At 42.2% G+C, this 18,117-nt stretch carries 16 protein-coding genes; 14 read left to right on the forward strand and 2 right to left on the reverse strand.

The features are described 5' to 3' along the window. The first annotated feature begins 158 nt into the window (after window positions 1-158). The 14 genes from VUI23_RS07375 (at window position 159) to VUI23_RS07440 (ending at window position 15,326) form a co-directional block, all read left to right on the forward strand. On the forward strand, window positions 159-2,462 hold the full coding sequence (locus VUI23_RS07375) for a TonB-dependent receptor (protein WP_216050382.1): 2,304 nt from the start codon (window positions 159-161) through the stop codon (window positions 2,460-2,462). 156 nt (window positions 2,463-2,618) lie between these two features. Continuing rightward, window positions 2,619-3,926, forward strand: coding sequence for an MFS transporter (locus VUI23_RS07380; protein WP_342807553.1), 1,308 nt, complete (start codon window positions 2,619-2,621; stop codon window positions 3,924-3,926). Window positions 3,927-4,133: 207 nt separating this feature from the next. Next, complete coding sequence (locus VUI23_RS07385) at window positions 4,134-5,279, forward strand: amidase (RefSeq protein WP_216050384.1); 1,146 nt, start codon at window positions 4,134-4,136, stop codon at window positions 5,277-5,279. Then, the gene (locus VUI23_RS07390) at window positions 5,272-6,420 is read left to right on the forward strand and encodes an acyl-CoA dehydrogenase family protein (RefSeq protein ID WP_216050385.1); all 1,149 of its coding nucleotides are present in this window, start codon (window positions 5,272-5,274) and stop codon (window positions 6,418-6,420) included. Before VUI23_RS07385 ends, VUI23_RS07390 begins: the two co-directional genes overlap by 8 nt. A gap of 59 nt (window positions 6,421-6,479) precedes the next feature. Continuing rightward, window positions 6,480-6,839, forward strand: coding sequence for an IacB protein (locus tag VUI23_RS07395; protein WP_216050386.1), 360 nt, complete (start codon window positions 6,480-6,482; stop codon window positions 6,837-6,839). Window positions 6,840-6,857: 18 nt separating this feature from the next. Then, the gene (locus tag VUI23_RS07400; protein ID WP_216050387.1) at window positions 6,858-7,379 is read left to right on the forward strand and encodes a nuclear transport factor 2 family protein; all 522 of its coding nucleotides are present in this window, start codon (window positions 6,858-6,860) and stop codon (window positions 7,377-7,379) included. 8 nt (window positions 7,380-7,387) lie between these two features. After that, the gene (locus VUI23_RS07405) at window positions 7,388-8,674 is read left to right on the forward strand and encodes an aromatic ring-hydroxylating dioxygenase subunit alpha (protein WP_216050388.1); all 1,287 of its coding nucleotides are present in this window, start codon (window positions 7,388-7,390) and stop codon (window positions 8,672-8,674) included. An 11-nt stretch (window positions 8,675-8,685) separates the two neighbouring features. Beyond that, the gene (locus VUI23_RS07410; protein ID WP_216050389.1) at window positions 8,686-9,168 is read left to right on the forward strand and encodes an aromatic-ring-hydroxylating dioxygenase subunit beta; all 483 of its coding nucleotides are present in this window, start codon (window positions 8,686-8,688) and stop codon (window positions 9,166-9,168) included. Window positions 9,169-9,177: 9 nt separating this feature from the next. After that, the gene (locus VUI23_RS07415) at window positions 9,178-9,930 is read left to right on the forward strand and encodes an SDR family oxidoreductase (protein WP_216050390.1); all 753 of its coding nucleotides are present in this window, start codon (window positions 9,178-9,180) and stop codon (window positions 9,928-9,930) included. Between the two features lie 19 nt (window positions 9,931-9,949). Next, window positions 9,950-10,906: a PDR/VanB family oxidoreductase gene (locus VUI23_RS07420; RefSeq protein ID WP_342807555.1), complete on the forward strand. Its 957-nt coding sequence runs from the start codon at window positions 9,950-9,952 to the stop codon at window positions 10,904-10,906. Between the two features lie 96 nt (window positions 10,907-11,002). Beyond that, entirely contained in the window at window positions 11,003-11,194 is a 192-nt protein-coding gene (locus VUI23_RS07425) for a 2-hydroxymuconate tautomerase (RefSeq protein WP_216050392.1), read from the forward strand. A gap of 33 nt (window positions 11,195-11,227) precedes the next feature. Next, window positions 11,228-12,160, forward strand: a complete 933-nt coding sequence (locus VUI23_RS07430; RefSeq protein WP_342807557.1) for a flavin reductase — start codon at window positions 11,228-11,230, stop codon at window positions 12,158-12,160. A 124-nt stretch (window positions 12,161-12,284) separates the two neighbouring features. Continuing rightward, the gene (locus VUI23_RS07435; protein ID WP_216050394.1) at window positions 12,285-13,538 is read left to right on the forward strand and encodes a hypothetical protein; all 1,254 of its coding nucleotides are present in this window, start codon (window positions 12,285-12,287) and stop codon (window positions 13,536-13,538) included. A gap of 156 nt (window positions 13,539-13,694) precedes the next feature. Continuing rightward, on the forward strand, window positions 13,695-15,326 hold the full coding sequence (locus VUI23_RS07440; protein WP_216050395.1) for a thiamine pyrophosphate-dependent enzyme: 1,632 nt from the start codon (window positions 13,695-13,697) through the stop codon (window positions 15,324-15,326). A 119-nt stretch (window positions 15,327-15,445) separates the two neighbouring features. Here VUI23_RS07440 and VUI23_RS07445 read toward each other — a convergent pair whose 3' ends face one another. Then, window positions 15,446-16,534, reverse strand: a complete 1,089-nt coding sequence (locus tag VUI23_RS07445) for a DUF917 domain-containing protein (RefSeq protein WP_342807559.1) — start codon at window positions 16,532-16,534, stop codon at window positions 15,446-15,448. Next, window positions 16,531-18,111 (reverse strand): hydantoinase/oxoprolinase family protein, encoded by a 1,581-nt coding sequence (locus VUI23_RS07450; RefSeq protein ID WP_303500144.1) that lies wholly within the window; start codon window positions 18,109-18,111, stop codon window positions 16,531-16,533. Before VUI23_RS07450 ends, VUI23_RS07445 begins: the two co-directional genes overlap by 4 nt. Window positions 18,112-18,117: the final 6 nt, after the last annotated feature.

Consider the following 18,117-nt stretch of genomic DNA (forward strand, 5'->3'; position numbering starts at 1 on the left):
ACTTGATAAAAAACGTAAAATACAATCATATTTTTTAAAAAATCAAAGATCCGTTTAAAATTAAAACAAGTATCGTTGAATTTTTACTTGACATGTAACGTAATAACTCATACAAATTATAAGCAGAATAACTAGAACATAATCAACGGAGCACAAATATGTCACTTAATTGCAAGCTAAATAAAATAACTCGATCGATATTTAATGCGCGCCTCCCTGTTTCTTTAGCTGTAGTATCTGCTATTGCTATCACCCCCGTACATGCCCAAGAAGACGAAACTGCTGCCGACAATAAGTCTGGTATTGGTGCAATGATGGAAAAGATTCAAGTTACAGCCAGAAAGCGTGAAGAAAGTTTGCAAGAAGCTCCTTTGTCATTGACCGCTTTTTCAGGTGACGGCCTAGAAGCTCGAGGAATTGAGAATGTATCGGAAATAGGCGGTGTTACTCCTAACCTGACTTATCAGAATAGTCCTGGTGCTGGTGGTTCATCATCTGTTGCCACGGTTTATATTCGTGGTGTTGGTCAACGTGATTTTTTAGGCACTATCGATAACGGTGTTGGATTTTATGTAGACGGCGTTTACATCGCTCGAACTGTTGGCGCTACCGTGGACTTACTCGATGTTGACCGAGTTGAAGTGCTTCGAGGCCCACAAGGAACTCTTTTTGGTCGAAACAGTGTGGGTGGAGCTGTTGCCTTATACAGCAAAAAGCCAACAGAAGATTTTGAAGGTTATGTTGATGCCACTATTGGTACTGATTCGTTAGCGAAACTGAAAGTATCAGTTAACGGTGCACTTACTGATAATTTGTTCGGTAATTTTTCGGCATTAAGTGCAACCCAAGATGGCTACGTTAGTCGACCAGCCGGCGGTGATCTGGGTGACGATGACATGTTGGCATTTCGTGGTTCGCTTCTGTGGGAAGCATCGGATGATGTAGAAGTGAGTTTGATTCTTGACCACAGCACAGAAAACGAGAATGGTCCCGCATTCGAAATTGCTGATGCAGGTACCTTAGTTGATGGTTCTTTCGCAGGTTTTTACAACAATGTATTACAAGCTGAAAGTTGTGGTTACCCAGCGGGTATTACTTCTACTGATCCTATTTGTTACAACAACCAATATGCTACTGAAGGGGTCAATCTTGGCACCGCACCAACCTACTCAGACACCACCTCTTGGGGAGCGAATTTACAAGTAACCTGGGACATCAATGACAACCTACAGTTAAAATCCATTACCGCTTATCGTGATTTAGATGCTGAGTTTGCTAGAGATGCGGATGCATCGCCGTTAACAGTGGTGCATTTTTATGATTCATTTGAAGCCTCGCAGTTTACCCAAGAAATTCAATTAATGGGTTCAACTGAAGACGAGAAATTGAACTGGATAACGGGTTTGTATTATTTTGATGAGGAAGGTAATAACCGTAATATCAACGATTTCGCGATTGCTAACTTTGACAGTGATAATGACTTCACCACAACAAGTTCCGCGATTTATGCCCAGGCAACTTATAGTTTTACTGAAAAGTTAGACTTAACCGTGGGTGTCAGATACTCCGATGAAGAAAAAACCTTCGATCCCACTCAAGTTGTATTGAGCAGCAATATTGGTCTTGAGCCTGGTTTTCTACTTTTACCTCTTGGCCTAAATTCAATCGATGTGCAAGAAACCACGCCTATGGTAAACCTAGCGTACAAAGCAACAGACGAGCTAATGGTGTATACATCTTACACTGAAGGTTTCCGTTCGGGTGGTTTTGTACAACGTATATTCCCAGCGTTAGATACGGTTCCGTCGTTCGGTCCAGAGTATGTAGAATCATATGAACTTGGTTTTAAATATGACAGCAGTGACAAACCTTTCTCAGTCAATGGTGCTGTTTTCCAAATGGATTACACTGATATTCAAGTAAGAACCCAAAACCCTGGTTTTGTCGGTTTCTTTGAAGCGAATGTGGGTAGCGCTGAGATTTCAGGATTTGAACTTGAATCTAAATTAGCTTTTGCTGACTACTGGTTTATTGAAGCCGCGGTAGGATACACAGACGCTAAATTTACAAATATTGACGTTGAGCCTCCGTTGGCAGCTGTTGTGACGGTTGATAGTAAGTTTGATCATGTTCCAGAATGGTCAGGTAACATTAGTTTGGCTCGCGATGTTGAATTTGAAAATGGTTCTCTTGTCACTGCGAGACTGAGTGCAAATTACCATACTGAATATTTCAATAACCCAGACAACACTGATGGCATCATTACACCAGAAGTCACCATTGTTGATTTGACAGTTTTATGGCGTTCACCAGATGAAACTTACGGTGTGGACTTTGGGCTTAAGAACTTAACCGATGAAAAATATATCACCGCAGGTTATGAGTCTAATGTAGGTACTACTGAGATCATCAGAGATCGCGGCCGTCAATGGTATGCCTCTTTCAGATATAGCTTTTACTAAGCAAATTAAGCAACTTCAATAAAACAAGAGAAGCATTTGACCCTGTCAAATACTTCTCTTTGCTTACTGCGCCTCTACTTACTGCAAGTTTAATTGCTGTACCGGTAATAGCGTAGTTAGTAAAAAGTGAACTCAATTGCCAATAAAGAGCAACGTATGAAAGAAGGTCAATCTATACAAACATTTGAGCACATTTTGGATGATGGAAAGTTATCTTTAACTCAAATTCTCGTCGTGTTCATTTCATTTTTGTTGATGATATTAGACGGATTCGATATCACCTCAATGTCCTTTGTCGCACAGCGTGTTAGTGAACAACTGAATATTAATCCTACTAATTTAGGCTTGGTGTTTAGTGTGACACTCGCAGGTATGATGTTAGGCGCAATGATAATTGCGCCATACGCGGATAAAATTGGCAGACGAAAAATGTTGATTGCCAGTGTTATTGCAATTGGCATATCTATGTTTTTAACAGGGTTAGTCAGCGCATTTTGGCAATTAGTTGTTTTGCGCACAATTACAGGTCTTGGGGTCGGGGCCATGCTGGCCAATGTTACCGCCCTTACATCTGAATATACGCCTACTAAATATCGCAGTTTTAGTGTCGCAATTATTTCCGCTGGCTTCCCTTTGGGGGCCACTATTGGCGGGATTATTGTCGTTCCAATTCTACCTACCTATGGTTGGGAAATTGTGTTTTTTAGTCTTGGTTTGGTTACCTTAGTAATGGCCGTTGTAGTGTATTGTTTCGTACCTGAGTCACTACAGTTTTTAAAAACCCAAGGGACTGACAGTGCGTTAAACAAAGTTAATCTGTTATTAACCAAAATGAACCGCAGCACCATAAGTGAATTTGTCGTTGATAATAACTATGCAATTAACAAAGCCAGTGTTTTAAGTTTATTGAGTCCTACCTTTCGAACTAAAACCATACAGTTATGGTTAACCTTTTTGTGCGTTTTTATCTCCTTATATTTTTTACTAAGTTGGTTACCAAAGTTGGTGATTAACGAAGGCTTAAGCGAATCTGATAGCGTATTTTCGGCAGTGGCGTTAAATGGAGGAGGGGTTATAGGCTCGCTTCTTCTGGGTTGGTTTGCCGCTAACTTCGGTTTAACTAAATTGATTACGATTTTTCTCTCAATATCTGGCCTAGCGATGCTCTCGTTTGGGTTCTTGTTTGAGTTTATGAATTTATTCATCTTATTGTTTATTATCGGGTTTTTATTGCTTGGCGCGTACGTTGGCCTCTATTCCACATCGGCAAAGATGTATCCAACTGAAGTCAGGGCAACTGGGATCGGGTGGGCTTTGGGTCTAGGACGATTTGGTGCTGTCATTGGCCCATACGTAGGCGGTTTATTAATAACCTATGGTTTTAGTATGGAGCTCAATTTTGCGGTCTTTGCTATACCTCTATTGATAGCAGCGGCGATCGTTTTCCAATTAAAGGTTCGCTGATAGTAACTATCCTAGCCAGTAAATATCTACTGGCTAGTCATCTGTTTTTTATTCTGTATTCGCTCGAAAAAAGTAACGAAGCTGTTTTACAAATGATTATTTTTGCTTAATTATTAATAGAATAATTACATTAATATTTACTTGAATAATCATGTAATTTAAATTAGTCTTTAAACATTAGTATTCGAAACCAAGGCAATATTTACGATGTGTGTATTTACCAAAAAATTTGAAATTGGCACAAATACCCAATTGGTTGCGGGTATCAAAGATAATATCGATGTAGCTGGTTTTGTGACTGAGGCCGGCAGTAAAGCATTTAGTCACAATACTAGCGCCACTAAACATGCTGATGTTGTGGCGACTATGTTGGCATCTGGTGTGAAATTAGTCGGAAAACTAAATATGCACGAGTTGGCATATGGCATGACGGGTGTTAACTCTTATTTGGGGACTCCGGTTAACTATCTGTATCCAGAATATATCCCTGGCGGATCATCGAGTGGATGTGCCGTTGCAGTTGCTGAAATGACAGTGGATTTCAGTATCGGCACTGATACCGGTGGTTCAATTAGAGTGCCAGCCGCGTGTTGCGGTGTATTTGGTTTTAAACCTACCTTTGGTCGAGTTAGTCGTAAGGGGGTAGTGCCTGCTGAGTCAACCTTAGATTGTGTTGGTCCTTTGGCGTTTTCAGCAGAAGATTTGATTAAAGGAATGCAGTGCATAGACCCAACTTTTGCGCCAATTTCTATTGATAGACCAATTAAATTGGCGCGGTTGGATGTTGCGGCTGACAGCCTAATAAACCAGTTAGTCGATAAGGCTTTAAACCAGAGTTTTATTGAATTACGCACGACTACTTTAGCGGGTTTAAATGATGCCTTTGATGCCGCATTGAAATTAATGAATTTTGAGATGTGGCAAACCTTCGGTCATTTACTCAATACCGGAAAACTGGGTAGTGATATTGAATCGAGATTACTAGCGGCAAGTCAGATAAATCCCAATATCGCCTCAGAAGCTGAAGTTGTCAGAGCGCATTTCAGTCAACAAGTGGATGACGCTTTAAAAGGAGTTGATGCCCTTGTACTGCCAACACTTCCCTCATTTCCTCTCAAACGAGTGGATGGGTTAGAAGGTAAAAACGATCTTAATATCAGCTTTTTAACTAGACCATTCAATTTATCTGGGCATCCAGCCATTACCATCCCACTTAAAAATGAGTTGGGAAAGCCTGTAGGTATGCAGCTTGTAGGAGCCAAGGGAAATGATGAACTCATATGCGAAATTGCTAAAAAATTAAGCTGTTCGAATAACATTAACACTGAATGTGTGGAGAAAAACGATGTATAAAAATTCAATGGATATGACCCAGTGGGGCGGAGAAGAAAAAGTAAATGCACTGCTAAGTGATATTCGCTCACGTAGAGCTGAGTTCGAAGAGCAACGTTTTATTTCAAATGATGTTGTTGAACAATTCAAAGATATTGGAATTTACCGCTCCTTCGTACCAGAAAGTTTTGGTGGCAGTGGTAAAACCCCAAGCGAGTTTTTAAAAGCAATTGAAACTATCTCAACAGCAGATGGTTCTGCAGGTTGGGTTGCCAGCTTTGGAATGAACCCTGCGTATCTTGCGGCTTTACCAATGGATACACTCAAAGAGGTGTGGAAGGATTCCGCTGATATAGTTTTTGCTGGTGGCATCTTCCCGCCACAAAAAGCCAAAAAAGTAAAAGGTGGTTACATTGTAAATGGCCGTTGGCAATTTGCTAGCGGTTGTATGGGCGCATCTCTACTCGGCGTCGGTGTGATGCCTGATGATGGCAGTAAATTACCAAAAATGGCGGTAATGCCGGCTGATAAAGTCAAAATCGAAAAAACCTGGAATGTGCACGGCATGATTGGAACGGGTAGTTTTGATCTGATTGTAGAAGACGTGTTTGTTCCTGAGGAATGGACCTTTGTACGTGGCGGCACACCCACAGTCGACACGCCGTTTTTCAAATATCCTTCATTGTCATTTGCCGCGCAGGTGTTATCGGTAACCGCTTTAGGTATTGCTCGAGATGCCATTGATGTGGTTGTTAACTCGGCCAAAAATAGAAAATCAGTTACTGGCGCCCCTAATTTAGGGGAGCGTCATTATGCACAAATAGATATTGCTAAAGCGGAAGCCAAAGTGCGTTCTTCTCGCGCGTTCTTTTATGAAGCAACTGATGAAGTGTGGGATGTGATTATGCAGGGGGACGAACCAAGCAAAGATCAAATCAGTCTAATTCGCTTAGCAACCACTAATGTGGCTAGAGAGTGTGCTGAAGCCACACGCATTGCTTATCAATTATCTGGTATGCAGGGCGCTTATTTAGATCATCCGTTATCTCGTTGTTTAAGAGATGCTCATTTAGTAACACAACACGCCTTTATGGGTGAGGTTACCTATCAAAATGCTGGGGCTATTATGTTTGGACACCCACCATTTCCTGGTTATTTGTAAATTCAGAATTTAAAAAATTAATTATTAAAAAATGTTAAACCCTATTGGAGGAAAACGTTATGAGTGAATCAACTTCCCATCGAGTATTGTTTTGTATCGGTGTTAATCAAAATTTCATGGACTCTACAAAAGAGGTCATGGGTGATGTTTGGCAAGCTTTTAGTGCAATGATGAAGGGCATATCTGATCTGCCGGGCGTCAACGTGCTTGGTATTATGGATGATGATCGAATTCAAGTCGGTCCTTCCGCTTCCGCCCCTTGGACTGCCTATATTATGGCAGATGTTCCAGACCTCGAAACTGTTATTGCTGGTTGTGATTTCTTCCGCTCAACACCTGTGGGTGACGGCACTTACAGCTTGTGGAAATACTGCAAAGTAGAAGCACGTATTGGTCGTGAACTTGTTGTTCCAAGCTAAATTTTTGGAATACAAAATATGATTTCATTACAACAATTAGAAGCATTGCAGCAACGACTCTCTGTTTTAGAAAGCGAAAAACGAGTGAGTGCCTGCATGAATCAATACATGCGACTTTGCGATGATTTAGCGCCTGGTTTTGAACTTAAAAATCTGATGGCTTTGTTTACAGACGATGCCATTTGGGAAGGTAAGGGCCAGCGCTATGCCAAAACATTTGGGCGCTATGAGGGCATTGATGCAATCGAAAACATGTTTGCAAAATATGCTACCTCACCAGGTCATTTTAACCTGAACGTGCATTTTTTGGGTAATGAAACCATCACGATTGACGGTGACAAAGCTACTGGGACTTGGCTGTTGGTGCAGCCTTCAGATTTTATTGATGGTCGTTCACAATTAAGTTGCGCGCAAATTAAAGCAACTTTCGTTTTATCCGAACAGGCTTGTCAAATTTCTCACTTTGTTACTGAAAATAAATTCAGCCGTCCTATGGCTCAGCCATGGGATAACAGCGCGGCATTGCCAGTGCCAGAATAGGACTTCTCATGAATACAGAAATTAAAGTAAAAAACCTAAACAGTACTGCTGATTTGGTACTGGAAGATAGAGTGCATAAGTCTTTGTACTCTAACCCAGAAATTTTCGATGAAGAATTAGACAAGATATTTAATAACACTTGGGTTTGGGTTGCTCACGAAAGTGAAGTACCAGAATCGGGTTCATATAAGACAGCTTCAATAGGTCGCCAACCGGTTATCGTAGTACGTGATCGTAAAAACAATATTCACGTGATGTTGAATCGTTGTCGTCACCGTGGCGCAACTGTGTGCGAAGGTAAAACCGGTAAAACCAAAGCTTTCACCTGTCCATATCATGGTTGGGGATACGGTTTAGATGGTAGTCTACGTGCATTGCCTAAACCTGAAGAATACGAAAATATCCTTGATAAAGCTGAATTTGGTTTAGTTAAAGTACGTACCGAATCCTATAACGGGATGGTTTTTGCAACCTTGAAAGACGATTTAGAATCGCTAGATGAGCATTTAGGCGGCGCTAAAAAATGGATCGACTTATTTGTTAAACAAGGCGGCGGTTATCCACTTAAAACCCTTGGTGATCATCGATTCAGATTCCCTGGAAACTGGAAGATTCAACTAGAAAACACCACTGATGCCTATCACTTCCCCATAGTACATAAGTCATTTATAGCATCTGTTGATGAAGAGGCTGCTGAAGTTTTTGATTTCCTAGACGGTGAAGGTTATGTCGAAGATTTAGGAAATGGTCATAGCGTGATGGTGATGATCCCTGAGTTGGTCGATCTAGAAGAAAATTTAGATGAGCCGATTCCCGAGCGTTACGCAGACTTGGCTAAGAGTTTAGCTGATGAAGGTCATTCTGACGAAGAAGTACGTCGTCTAGTTAGAGCGGTCGGTGGTAGCGGGTTTAATTTGAATCTGTTCCCGAATATTGCTTGTTCAATGGCGTTTTTCCGTAATCTTGTGCCAATTAGTGCTAATGAAACTGAAATTCACCATATCGCCATAGGTGGCAAAGGTGCTCCTGAAGCCTTTAATCAGAAGCGCATGCGTTTACATGAGCATTTCCAAGGGCCAATGGGGTTCGGTACACCTGATGATGGTGAAGCATGGGAACGTGTTCAAGCTGGTTCTATTGCTGGAACAGATGGCTGGATCATGATTAATCGCGGTTTGTCCAAATTATCTACCTCTGCTGATGGCAATGTTAAAGGGGCTGTTTGTTCTGAAACTGGCATGCGTGCTGCGTATCAGAAATATAAGAAGATGATGTCTGTGGAAAGCGGAAAATAAGGATCGATAAAATGAAATTAGATACCCAATTATTAGCCGATGTAACTGCCTTCTTGAATATTGAAGCAGACATGCTCGATAACAAAGAATACCAACAGTGGTTAGATTTATGGCTTGAGTCCGGTTTGTATATTGTTCCGGTAGATCATAACGCTACAGATTACGCGAATACCCTCAATGTAGCATACGACGATGATGAAATGCGTAAGTTGCGTATTGAACGTTTAACTAGCGGTGATGCTATTTCAACGCAATTAGGTGAAAAAACCGTACGTACTATGTCACGCTTCCGCATACTTGACGATATTGATGGCTTTGTGAGAGTGCGTTGTGCCTATAGTTTGTATGAAAATAACAAAAACGGCGTACGTTGCTATCCGGCTAATTTGCAATTCAAATTAGTCCGTGACGGCGGCAGTTTCAAAATTGCTGAAAAGATCGTTAAAGTCATGAAATCAAGCCAGCATCTGACGACTGTCAGTTACTTGTTTTAAGGGGACATTATGAGTTCCAATAAAAAAGTGGCTTTGGTCACCGGTGCTGCGCAAGGGTTAGGCTATGTGATTTGCGAGTCTCTCATCAAAGCGGGTTATTCGGTGGTGGTCAGTGACGTTAATGGGTCGCTGGCGGCCCAAGCTGCTAAGGTACTCGACCCCACAGGCGAAGTGGCAGTTGCGACTAAGCTTGATGTCATGAGCAAACAAGATTTTTGTGAAGGTTTAGCGTTTACCCTTGACACTTTTGGGCATTGCGATGTGTTAGTTAATAATGCAGCGATGACACCAACTACGCCGTTGATGGAGATCAGTCCAGAAGAATTTAGCCAAGTGCTAGACATTAATTTACGTGGCAACTTTATTGGTAGCCAAGTGTTTGGGCAATATTTTGCAGACCAAAGTTTTGGCCGAATTATCAATTTAGCCTCTTTGGCTGGACAAATGGGGGGCACCGCATCCGGTGCCCATTACGCCGCATCAAAGGCTGGAATTACAACGTTAACCAAAATCTTTGCCAGACAATTTGCTGACAAAGGTGTGACGGTAAATGCAATTGCACCAGGTCCGGTAGATGTGCCATCTGTTAGAGACAAAGTACCCGCAGATAAACTTGAACATATTATTAATAACATGATCCCCGTTAAGGCCATGAGTAACCCTGAATTTATCGGTTCAGTGGTTGTGATGTTGGCAGCCGATGAAGCGAATACAGTCACTGGCGCGACTTGGGATATTAACGGCGGCATATACATGCGTTAAGCATGATGAGGAGAATCTTGTGGATAATGAATTAATCGACGTTGTAATAACGTCACGCACTGAACAAGGTGCGGGTATTGCAGTGATGGATTTGGCAAGTGCCAATGGACAGCCGCTACCTGCGTTTTCGGCTGGCGCTCATATTGATGTTCACTGTGGTGATGATCTGATACGTCAATACTCTTTATGTAATGATCCAGCATCGAGCGAGTCTTATCGAATTGGCGTGTTAAATGACCCTAATTCTAGAGGCGGTTCGGCTAAAATTCATGCTGAATTTAGCGAGCAACAACATATAAAAATTAGCCCACCGCGTAATCATTTTCCACTTAATAAAGATGCTAAGAAAAGCATTCTTGCCGGTGGCGGAATTGGTATTACACCAATGATTGCGATGGCGTACGAACTGTTGAAAGAAAACAAAGAATTCGAACTTCATTATTGCACGCGCACTAAAGGGGCTGGTGCATTCGAAGATGAGCTAGTATCGGCTTTTGGTGATCGGGTTTGTTTTCATTACGATGACCAAGATAAATCTCAATTGTTTTCTCCAAAAGATACCTTTGGCGATTTCCAGCCAGGCACGCACATCTATGTTTGTGGGCCAACGGGCTTTATGGATTGGGTGATAAATAGTGCAAAAGAACAAAATTATCCAAGCGAGCATGTTCACTTTGAGTACTTCAGTGCAGATGTTGATACATCCGGTGACAGCTTCGAAGTCTACTGTGAACAAAGTGATATTACCGTCACTGTAGGTAGCGAAGAAACGATCGCCAAAGCCCTTCGAAAAGTAGGTGTAAAAGTCGCCATGTCTTGTGAAGAAGGTGTCTGCGGCACATGCATTACTGATGTTATCGAGGGCATTCCAGATCATCGAGATCACTTTTTAACTGACGAAGAGAAAGAAGACAACGACCAGATTGCTTTATGTTGTTCTCGTGCTAAGTGTGAGCGATTAGTTATTGATATTTAAAACCTTTTAGTTTTCTAAAACAGGTAAAAGTGTTGAGTAAGGCACAATTGAAAACAGGTTTTAGAATGGAATAGGTTATAGAGGACGGAGAGAACTATGCCAATTGTAAATGTAAATATGATGGAAGGTCGCTCAGTAGAGCAAAAAGAAGCATTAATCAAAGCGGTTGCTGAAGCTGTAATGGATTCTATCGGTGCGCCTGAAGAAAATATTCGTGTGATAATTAGTGAATATCCGAAAGCTCACTGGGGTATAGGTACTCTACCTGCACATAAAGCTGGCCGTTAAAGCCTAATAAGAACAAAATGCTAGGATAAAAATATGAGTAATACTAAGTTTGATAAAAGAGATTTTCGAACGGCGCTAGGTCAATTCCCAACAGGGGTGACAGTGATAACTACGGTTGATGAAAACGGCGCTCCGATTGGTTGCACTGCAAGCAGTTTTAACAGTGTATCAATTGACCCTGCATTAGTATTGTGGAGCATTGATAAAGGCGCGTTTAGTAAAACAATTTTTGAAAAAGCCGAATATTTTGCGATTAACGTATTAAGTGAAAATCAAGTTGAAACTTCGAATCGGTTTGCCGGAAGAGGAGAAGATAAATTTAAAGATGTATCTTTTTCCAAAGGTTTAGGTGGAGCACCTCTGCTGGCCGGTTGTGGTGCCCAGTTTGAGTGTAAAACCTGGAATGTTTACGAAGGTGGCGATCACCTGATCATCGTTGGTGAAGTAATCCAATACAATCATGATGATTCGTTAACACCTTTAGCATTTTCTAGAGGTAGTTATGCAATCACCTCCCAGCATCCCAGCGGCAATGTTCAAAAGAATGAAGCAGAGACAGGTAACGAATTTTTAGATAACTATTTGTTATATTTACTAAATTCTGCTATTTCTAAATACCGTCAAGATTTATATCCAAAACTAATTGATGGCTGTGATGTGACACCAGAGCAATGGCGAGTTATGACCATATTATCTAGTGCTCCAGTACATACCCTGAAAACACTGTCTATTTTAGCAATGCAGCCATTGAATGATTTAAGTGAATCAGTAGATACACTAATTGAAAAAGGTGCACTGACGATAGAGGAAGATAAGCTTGCTCTTACCGATGAGGGCATGGCTCTGCAAAAGTCATTGTTGGCTGTAGCAGCAGAACATGAAGACCATATGCTAAGTAAGTTAAATCCAGAACAAACTAGTGTACTTAAAAATGCTCTCAAAAGCATAATTGAAATGGACAACTAGTAAACAGTAGGAGAGTTGATTTTAGGTACCATTTGATTGGTTAATAATCGTATAAAGCTTTAACGAGCAAATGTTTCAATATATTTAATAGCTTCACTTAATAATAATAAAAGAGAAAGTAAATATGAAAGGTAAATCAAGCTCGTTTTTTAGCGTGTTGGGGCCGGGTATTTTATACGCGGCTGCTGCAGTGGGAGTCTCTCACTTAGTTCAGTCCACTCGGGCTGGAGCTGATTATGGCTTAGGTCTAACATTTATCATTATTTTAGCCTGTTTGGTGAAATATCCAGCCCTGCGCTTTGGTGGTGAATTCGCGGCATCTACGGGCAAAAATCTGATTACTAGCTATCGAACCGCTGGCTGGTGGATTTTTGGTATTTATGCGTTTGCAGAAATCTTCAGCATGGTTTTTGTGGTGGGGGCCATAGCGCTTTTCACCCTAGGTTTATTCCAAGCCGCTTTTAGTTTTTCAGTAAATCCGGTTTTGGGTGTAAGTGTACTTTTATCGGTTATCGCTTTATTTTTATGTAGCGGACATTACAGCTTATTGGAAAAGCTAACCAAGTATGTTGTTTCTTGTTTTACCCTGTTGATTATTATCACTGTGGTACTGGTTTCACAAAAAATCGATTGGTCTCCTTCAGAGTTTGCCATTCCGGCGATTGATTCCTCAGTTGTACTTTATGTTGTTGCTTTGATTGGCTTTATGCCATCACCAACGGATGGTTCGGTGACACAATCCCTTTGGACCTGTGCTCGAGCAGAAGATACCGGTAAATTACCAACCCCCAAAGAAGCCCGTTTAGATTTTAATGTGGGTTATGTGATGAGCGTGTTATTGGCGCTTTGCTTTTTGGTGTTAGGTACCGGCTTGATGCACAACAGTGATGTTGCAATTGAAGTGAGTAATTCAGGTTTTTCTAGACAACTTATGGAGCTATTTACGCAAACAATAGGTCCGTGGAGTTTTCCACTAATTGCAACTATCGCGATTTTCGTGATGTTTTCAACGCTGTTTGCGGTTGTCGATGGTATGACGCGGGTGTTAGTTGGAATACTTGATAGCGGGGTTGGGCGTCCAGAGTTAAAGCTTGATTCAAAACGCAATTATAACATCGCGATGATTCTGCTTTGTATCGCAGCGATCCTTATATTGGCAACGATGCTGAAGTCCTTCGCAACATTTATCGATATCACTTCTGTGATTGTCTTTGTTATTAGCCCTATTTTGGCTTACTTAAACCACCGCGCTATGTGGAGTGATCAAGTACCTAAAGCGCTACAGCCCAGCCTCTTTATGAAAATTTGGAGTCTGTGCGGGGTAGTTATATTAACTACCTTTACGCTTATCTATTTTTACCATCGCTTATCGGCATAAAGCTCAGTTTTAACATCCCTTGTCCTGCTGTGCAGGGCAGGGCTAAAGCTGATGGAAATAAGTGCAAAAAAATATGAAAGATGGATATAAAACCATCTCAATTATCCCTTAAAGATTCATTATTAGACCATAAACATCAACGGAATTTATTTGACTATGACACAGATTACTTGCTCAGACGCGATTATCCAATATTTGATAAAAAACGGTGTGGATACAATTTTTGGTATTCCTGGCGCGCAAACCTATGCTTTTTTTGATGCCCTAAGCCGCTATCAAGACAAAATTAAATTGGTTGTAACTCGCCACGAACAGGGCGCTGGTTACATGGCTTATGGCTATGCCAAATCCACTGGTCGTGTAGGCGTTTATTGTGTAGTTCCTGGGCCAGGGGTGCTCAATTCCACCGCCGCGTTATGTACTGCACATAACACTCCTGTGTTGTGTATTACCGGAGAAGTTCCCAGCGAATTTGTCGGCATTGGACACGGCATGCTACATGAGCTTGATGACCAACTTGGGATCTTAAAAGTACTGACCAAATGGGCGGCTCGCATCAATCATTCAGTCGATGCACCTGCAACCATGTCTAATGCTTTTACACAACTGACGTCGGGACGCCAACGTCCAGTCGCAATTGAAGTGCCTATGGATATTTTTGGACAAAAAGCCACTGTCGATGTGAACTTTCCTGCTATACCTAGCCCTGCTTATGAGCCCCTTGAAAGTAAAATTAAAGCCGCGGCTGAAATGTTAGGTAAAGCAAAAAATCCTATGATTATGGTAGGTAGTGGTGCTGTTGATGCAAAAGATGAAATTCTGCAACTAGCAAAGTTATTGCAAGCTCCTGTGGTCTCATTCCGCGGAGGGCGAGGCATCGTTAGTGATGATTCTCCTTATGGTTTTAATTGTGCGGCAGGCTATAAACTCTATCCAGAAGTTGATGTGATGATTGGCATTGGATCGAGAATGGAATTACCAGCGTTTCGTTGGCAAACTGGGGTAGCAACCTGCAAATTAGTACGGATAGATATAGATCCTACTCAACTTACTCGGTTACGGGGAGATGTTTCGATTGTTGCCGATGCGACCCTTGCAACCCAGGCATTGCTAAATGTACTTGAAAAAGATATCACTCCACGAGCATCGAAAGAAGCACACTTCGAACAGGTTAAAGCCCAGAGTTGGCAAGAAATCCAAAAAGTGCAACCGCAAATGACCTATCTAAACATCATTCGTGAGGTTATGCCCAGAGATGGTTATATTGTTGAAGAGATTTCACAGGTTGGTTTTACCTCTTGGTTAGGATTTCCAGTATATGAGCCTCGTCACCTTGTCACTTGTGGGTATCAAGGCAACCTTGGGCATGGTATTCAAACGGGAATGGGGGTAAAGGTAGCGAATCCAGATAAAGTGGTCATGTCTATTGCCGGTGATGGTGGTTTCATGTTTGGGGTGCAAGAATTAGCAACGGCTGTACAGTTTAAAATTGGACTCATTATTCTACTGTTTAATAACAATGCATACGGCAACGTAAGACGAGATCAGATCAACTTCTTCGATGGTAATGTGGTTGGCTCAGAGTTAACTAACCCTGATTTTGTGAAGTTGGTGGAAAGCTTCGGTGCAAAGGCTTATAAGTCCGATTCACCAGAGCACTTCAAAGCATTGCTTGAACAAGCCGTGATTGATTCCAAAGAAGGTCCTGTTGTGATTGAAATACCATGCGAACGAGGCAGCGAAAGCTCTGTTTGGGAATTTTTGATGCCTGCTGGCTACGGTAACTAAATTATATGGTTTAGATTGCAACATCTACTAGATGGTTGCTGGTGGTGATTAAGCCGTTAGTTGTTAAGCAACTAACGGCTTTTTTGTCTATTGGCTGCGCTGAAAAACGCTACCTACGGCTATTTAATATCTTCTAATGCAACATAGTCTAAATCAAAACCGAAGCAGCGAGGCGACACCGCTTTAAGGGCCTTTTCAGAACGATAGAACTGGGGGCAGCCTACTGCAAATACCGCCACTCGTTGACCGTAGCGTAAACGTTCTGCGTTGATTGGTGTCGAGGTTTCATAATCAACAATGACAATTAAATCAGGCACGGTCGCAACCACTTTTTCGCCTTTGCGAGCCAATAAGTATTCATTCTTAATACTAACTGTAAGCGGTAAGTCGTTATTATCAAAAGATTCAATGGTGGCTTCACCAATATCGTAGCCGCCAACAATTCGAGTGGCTTTATCAATCACTTTTCCAGTAAAAATTAAGCGACATTCACCGTAGATTGAATCGTTAAACAGTGCCTGTAAAGGAGCAAGCATCTCGGTGGCTAAACCGCGATTTTCCCGCAGAGTTTGACCAAGTTTAATGGAAAAAGACAAGGTCCCTGGAATAATTGAATCTTTTAACTGACGACCGGTCATTGGATGTTCAGCTGCGGTAATCATGCCGCCAGCAGCCATAGCTAGACTGCGGATATGGCGTTCATACACCTCGGTGCTATTGGTCGAGAATGTCGCCACATTGCCGGCGTAGTCATAAGCAACTGATGGCGTGGGTTTCACACCAGCAATAGCATAACTCATCATTTGCGCTTCTGGTAAGGCTCGGCCCATACCGTCGCCGTCGATAACCGCTAAGCCTCTACCAGCTGCGGCAACAATCGGAATCAATGAATTGCCGCCACCGATTTCAAAAGAAGCAACCGCATCAACGGTTCTGCCAACGTGCTTTTCAAAAGCAGCTAAGGTGTTTGCTGCATCTTCAACCGAAGGAAGTAACTCAAGGCTAACCGTAGGCGCGCCTACAGCACCTATCGCTACCACATAGGCATCGTCGCCGAGTTCGCTCGGCTGAATTACCTCTACCGCGCCAAATTGCTTAATTGCCTGCTCAGCGATTAAACGGGGAACATAGGGATCACCGCCGCCTCCTGTTGCTAAAAAAACAGAACCTAGGGCTAAATCTTCTAAATGTTTTTGTTCAATTTTCATAATGTGGACTCTTGTATACGTTCAGAAGTATTGGTCGGTAAGGCAGCTAATTCACCTATTACTTTAACCCGAATACAGGTACTAGACTCATCCATATAAGGTACGGGGGTTTCTTCGATATCAACGGTGCGTAACGTATCTGCTGCCGCGCCTGCATCTATTGCACGTTGCATGGCATCTTTAGTCACTTGTTTTATCGCCTCTTCACGTGGCAAGGTGCGATAAGACACCATCTGTTCTGCTTCACCACCAATTTGCGCAATTGCGGCTCCAATGGCATTAGCCACACCAGCATGTTCAGGTCGATGAATATCGGACGCAGCTTCTAATCCCTCGGTCACCAAGATAGCGCCACCACCGACCAGTATCACTGGCATAGATTTTCCACCGGGTTTCATCATGTCGATATTGTTATCAAGCATCGAATGTAAGGTCTTCTTGGCCTGACGAATAGTTTGCGGTGAGATATGCGCTACTTTTGTTTTGTCGCCAATATTTGCACCACCACTAGCCACTAAAATATCACTGGTAGTGAGCGTGTTGCCCCCGAAAACTAACGCTTCGGTAACCAGTTTGTGACCAACTGAATGGGGGCCAATAGCAGTGCCGTCGTCGGATACTATGCTGCCGCCGCCTAAGCCAATCGCTAAAATATCGGGCATTCTAAAATTAGTCCGCACGCCGCCAACTTTAATAATGACGTTTGATTCTCGGGGGAATCCATTCTGTAAAACACCAATATCAGAAGTGGTACCGCCAATATCAACTACAATGGCATCTTTTAAACCGGTTAATTTATAAGCGCCCCGTAGCGAGTTAGTCGGCCCTGATGCAAATGTTAGGGCAGGGTAGGAACGCACGAAATCAGCGCTCATTAAGGTGCCGTCGTTTTGGCTAATGTATACCGGACAATGCAGGTCGCGTTTTTTCAGAGCTCCTAAAAATGAGCTAACCACTTTGTCGGCGAAAGGTAATAACGTGGTATTTAAAATTGCCGCATTTTCTCTTTCCATTAAACCCAAACGACCAAAACTATGAGATAGGGTTATTTTCGCATCGGGTATCGCTTTACGAATTTCGTTGGCGACTTGTTCTTCTGGGGCCGAATTTATCGGTGAAAACGCAGACGCTATGGCAATATTTTTAACGCCGCTTTTGAGCATGCTGTTAATCATGTTGCTGATTTCTTGTTGATCGATATCGGCCAACGACCAACCATCATATAAATAGCCACCATGTAGCATATAATATTCGCTATCAAGGGCGTCTTTTAGATCTTGAGGCCAGTCCAACATGGGGGGCATGCCGTTACCTGAGGGTAAGCCAATTCTTACGGCCGCTACCTGTGCTAGTTCACGTCGTTCAATAATGGCATTGGTAAATTGGGTTGTGCCAATCATGACGGTTTCGATTTCATTCTGCGAAATACCGCTGTCGTTTAAAATAACATCCAGCGCATTGGTAATTCCAGAAATCACGTCTGCTGAAGTCAGGGCTTTAGTGGATGCCAGTACATTGTCACCTTGCATAATTACGGCATCAGTATGAGTGCCGCCTACATCTATTCCAATTCTCATTGTGTT

It is taken from the genome of Alteromonas sp. M12 (genome assembly GCF_037478005.1).
GTDB classification, from domain to species: Bacteria; Pseudomonadota; Gammaproteobacteria; order Enterobacterales; family Alteromonadaceae; genus Aliiglaciecola; species Aliiglaciecola lipolytica_A.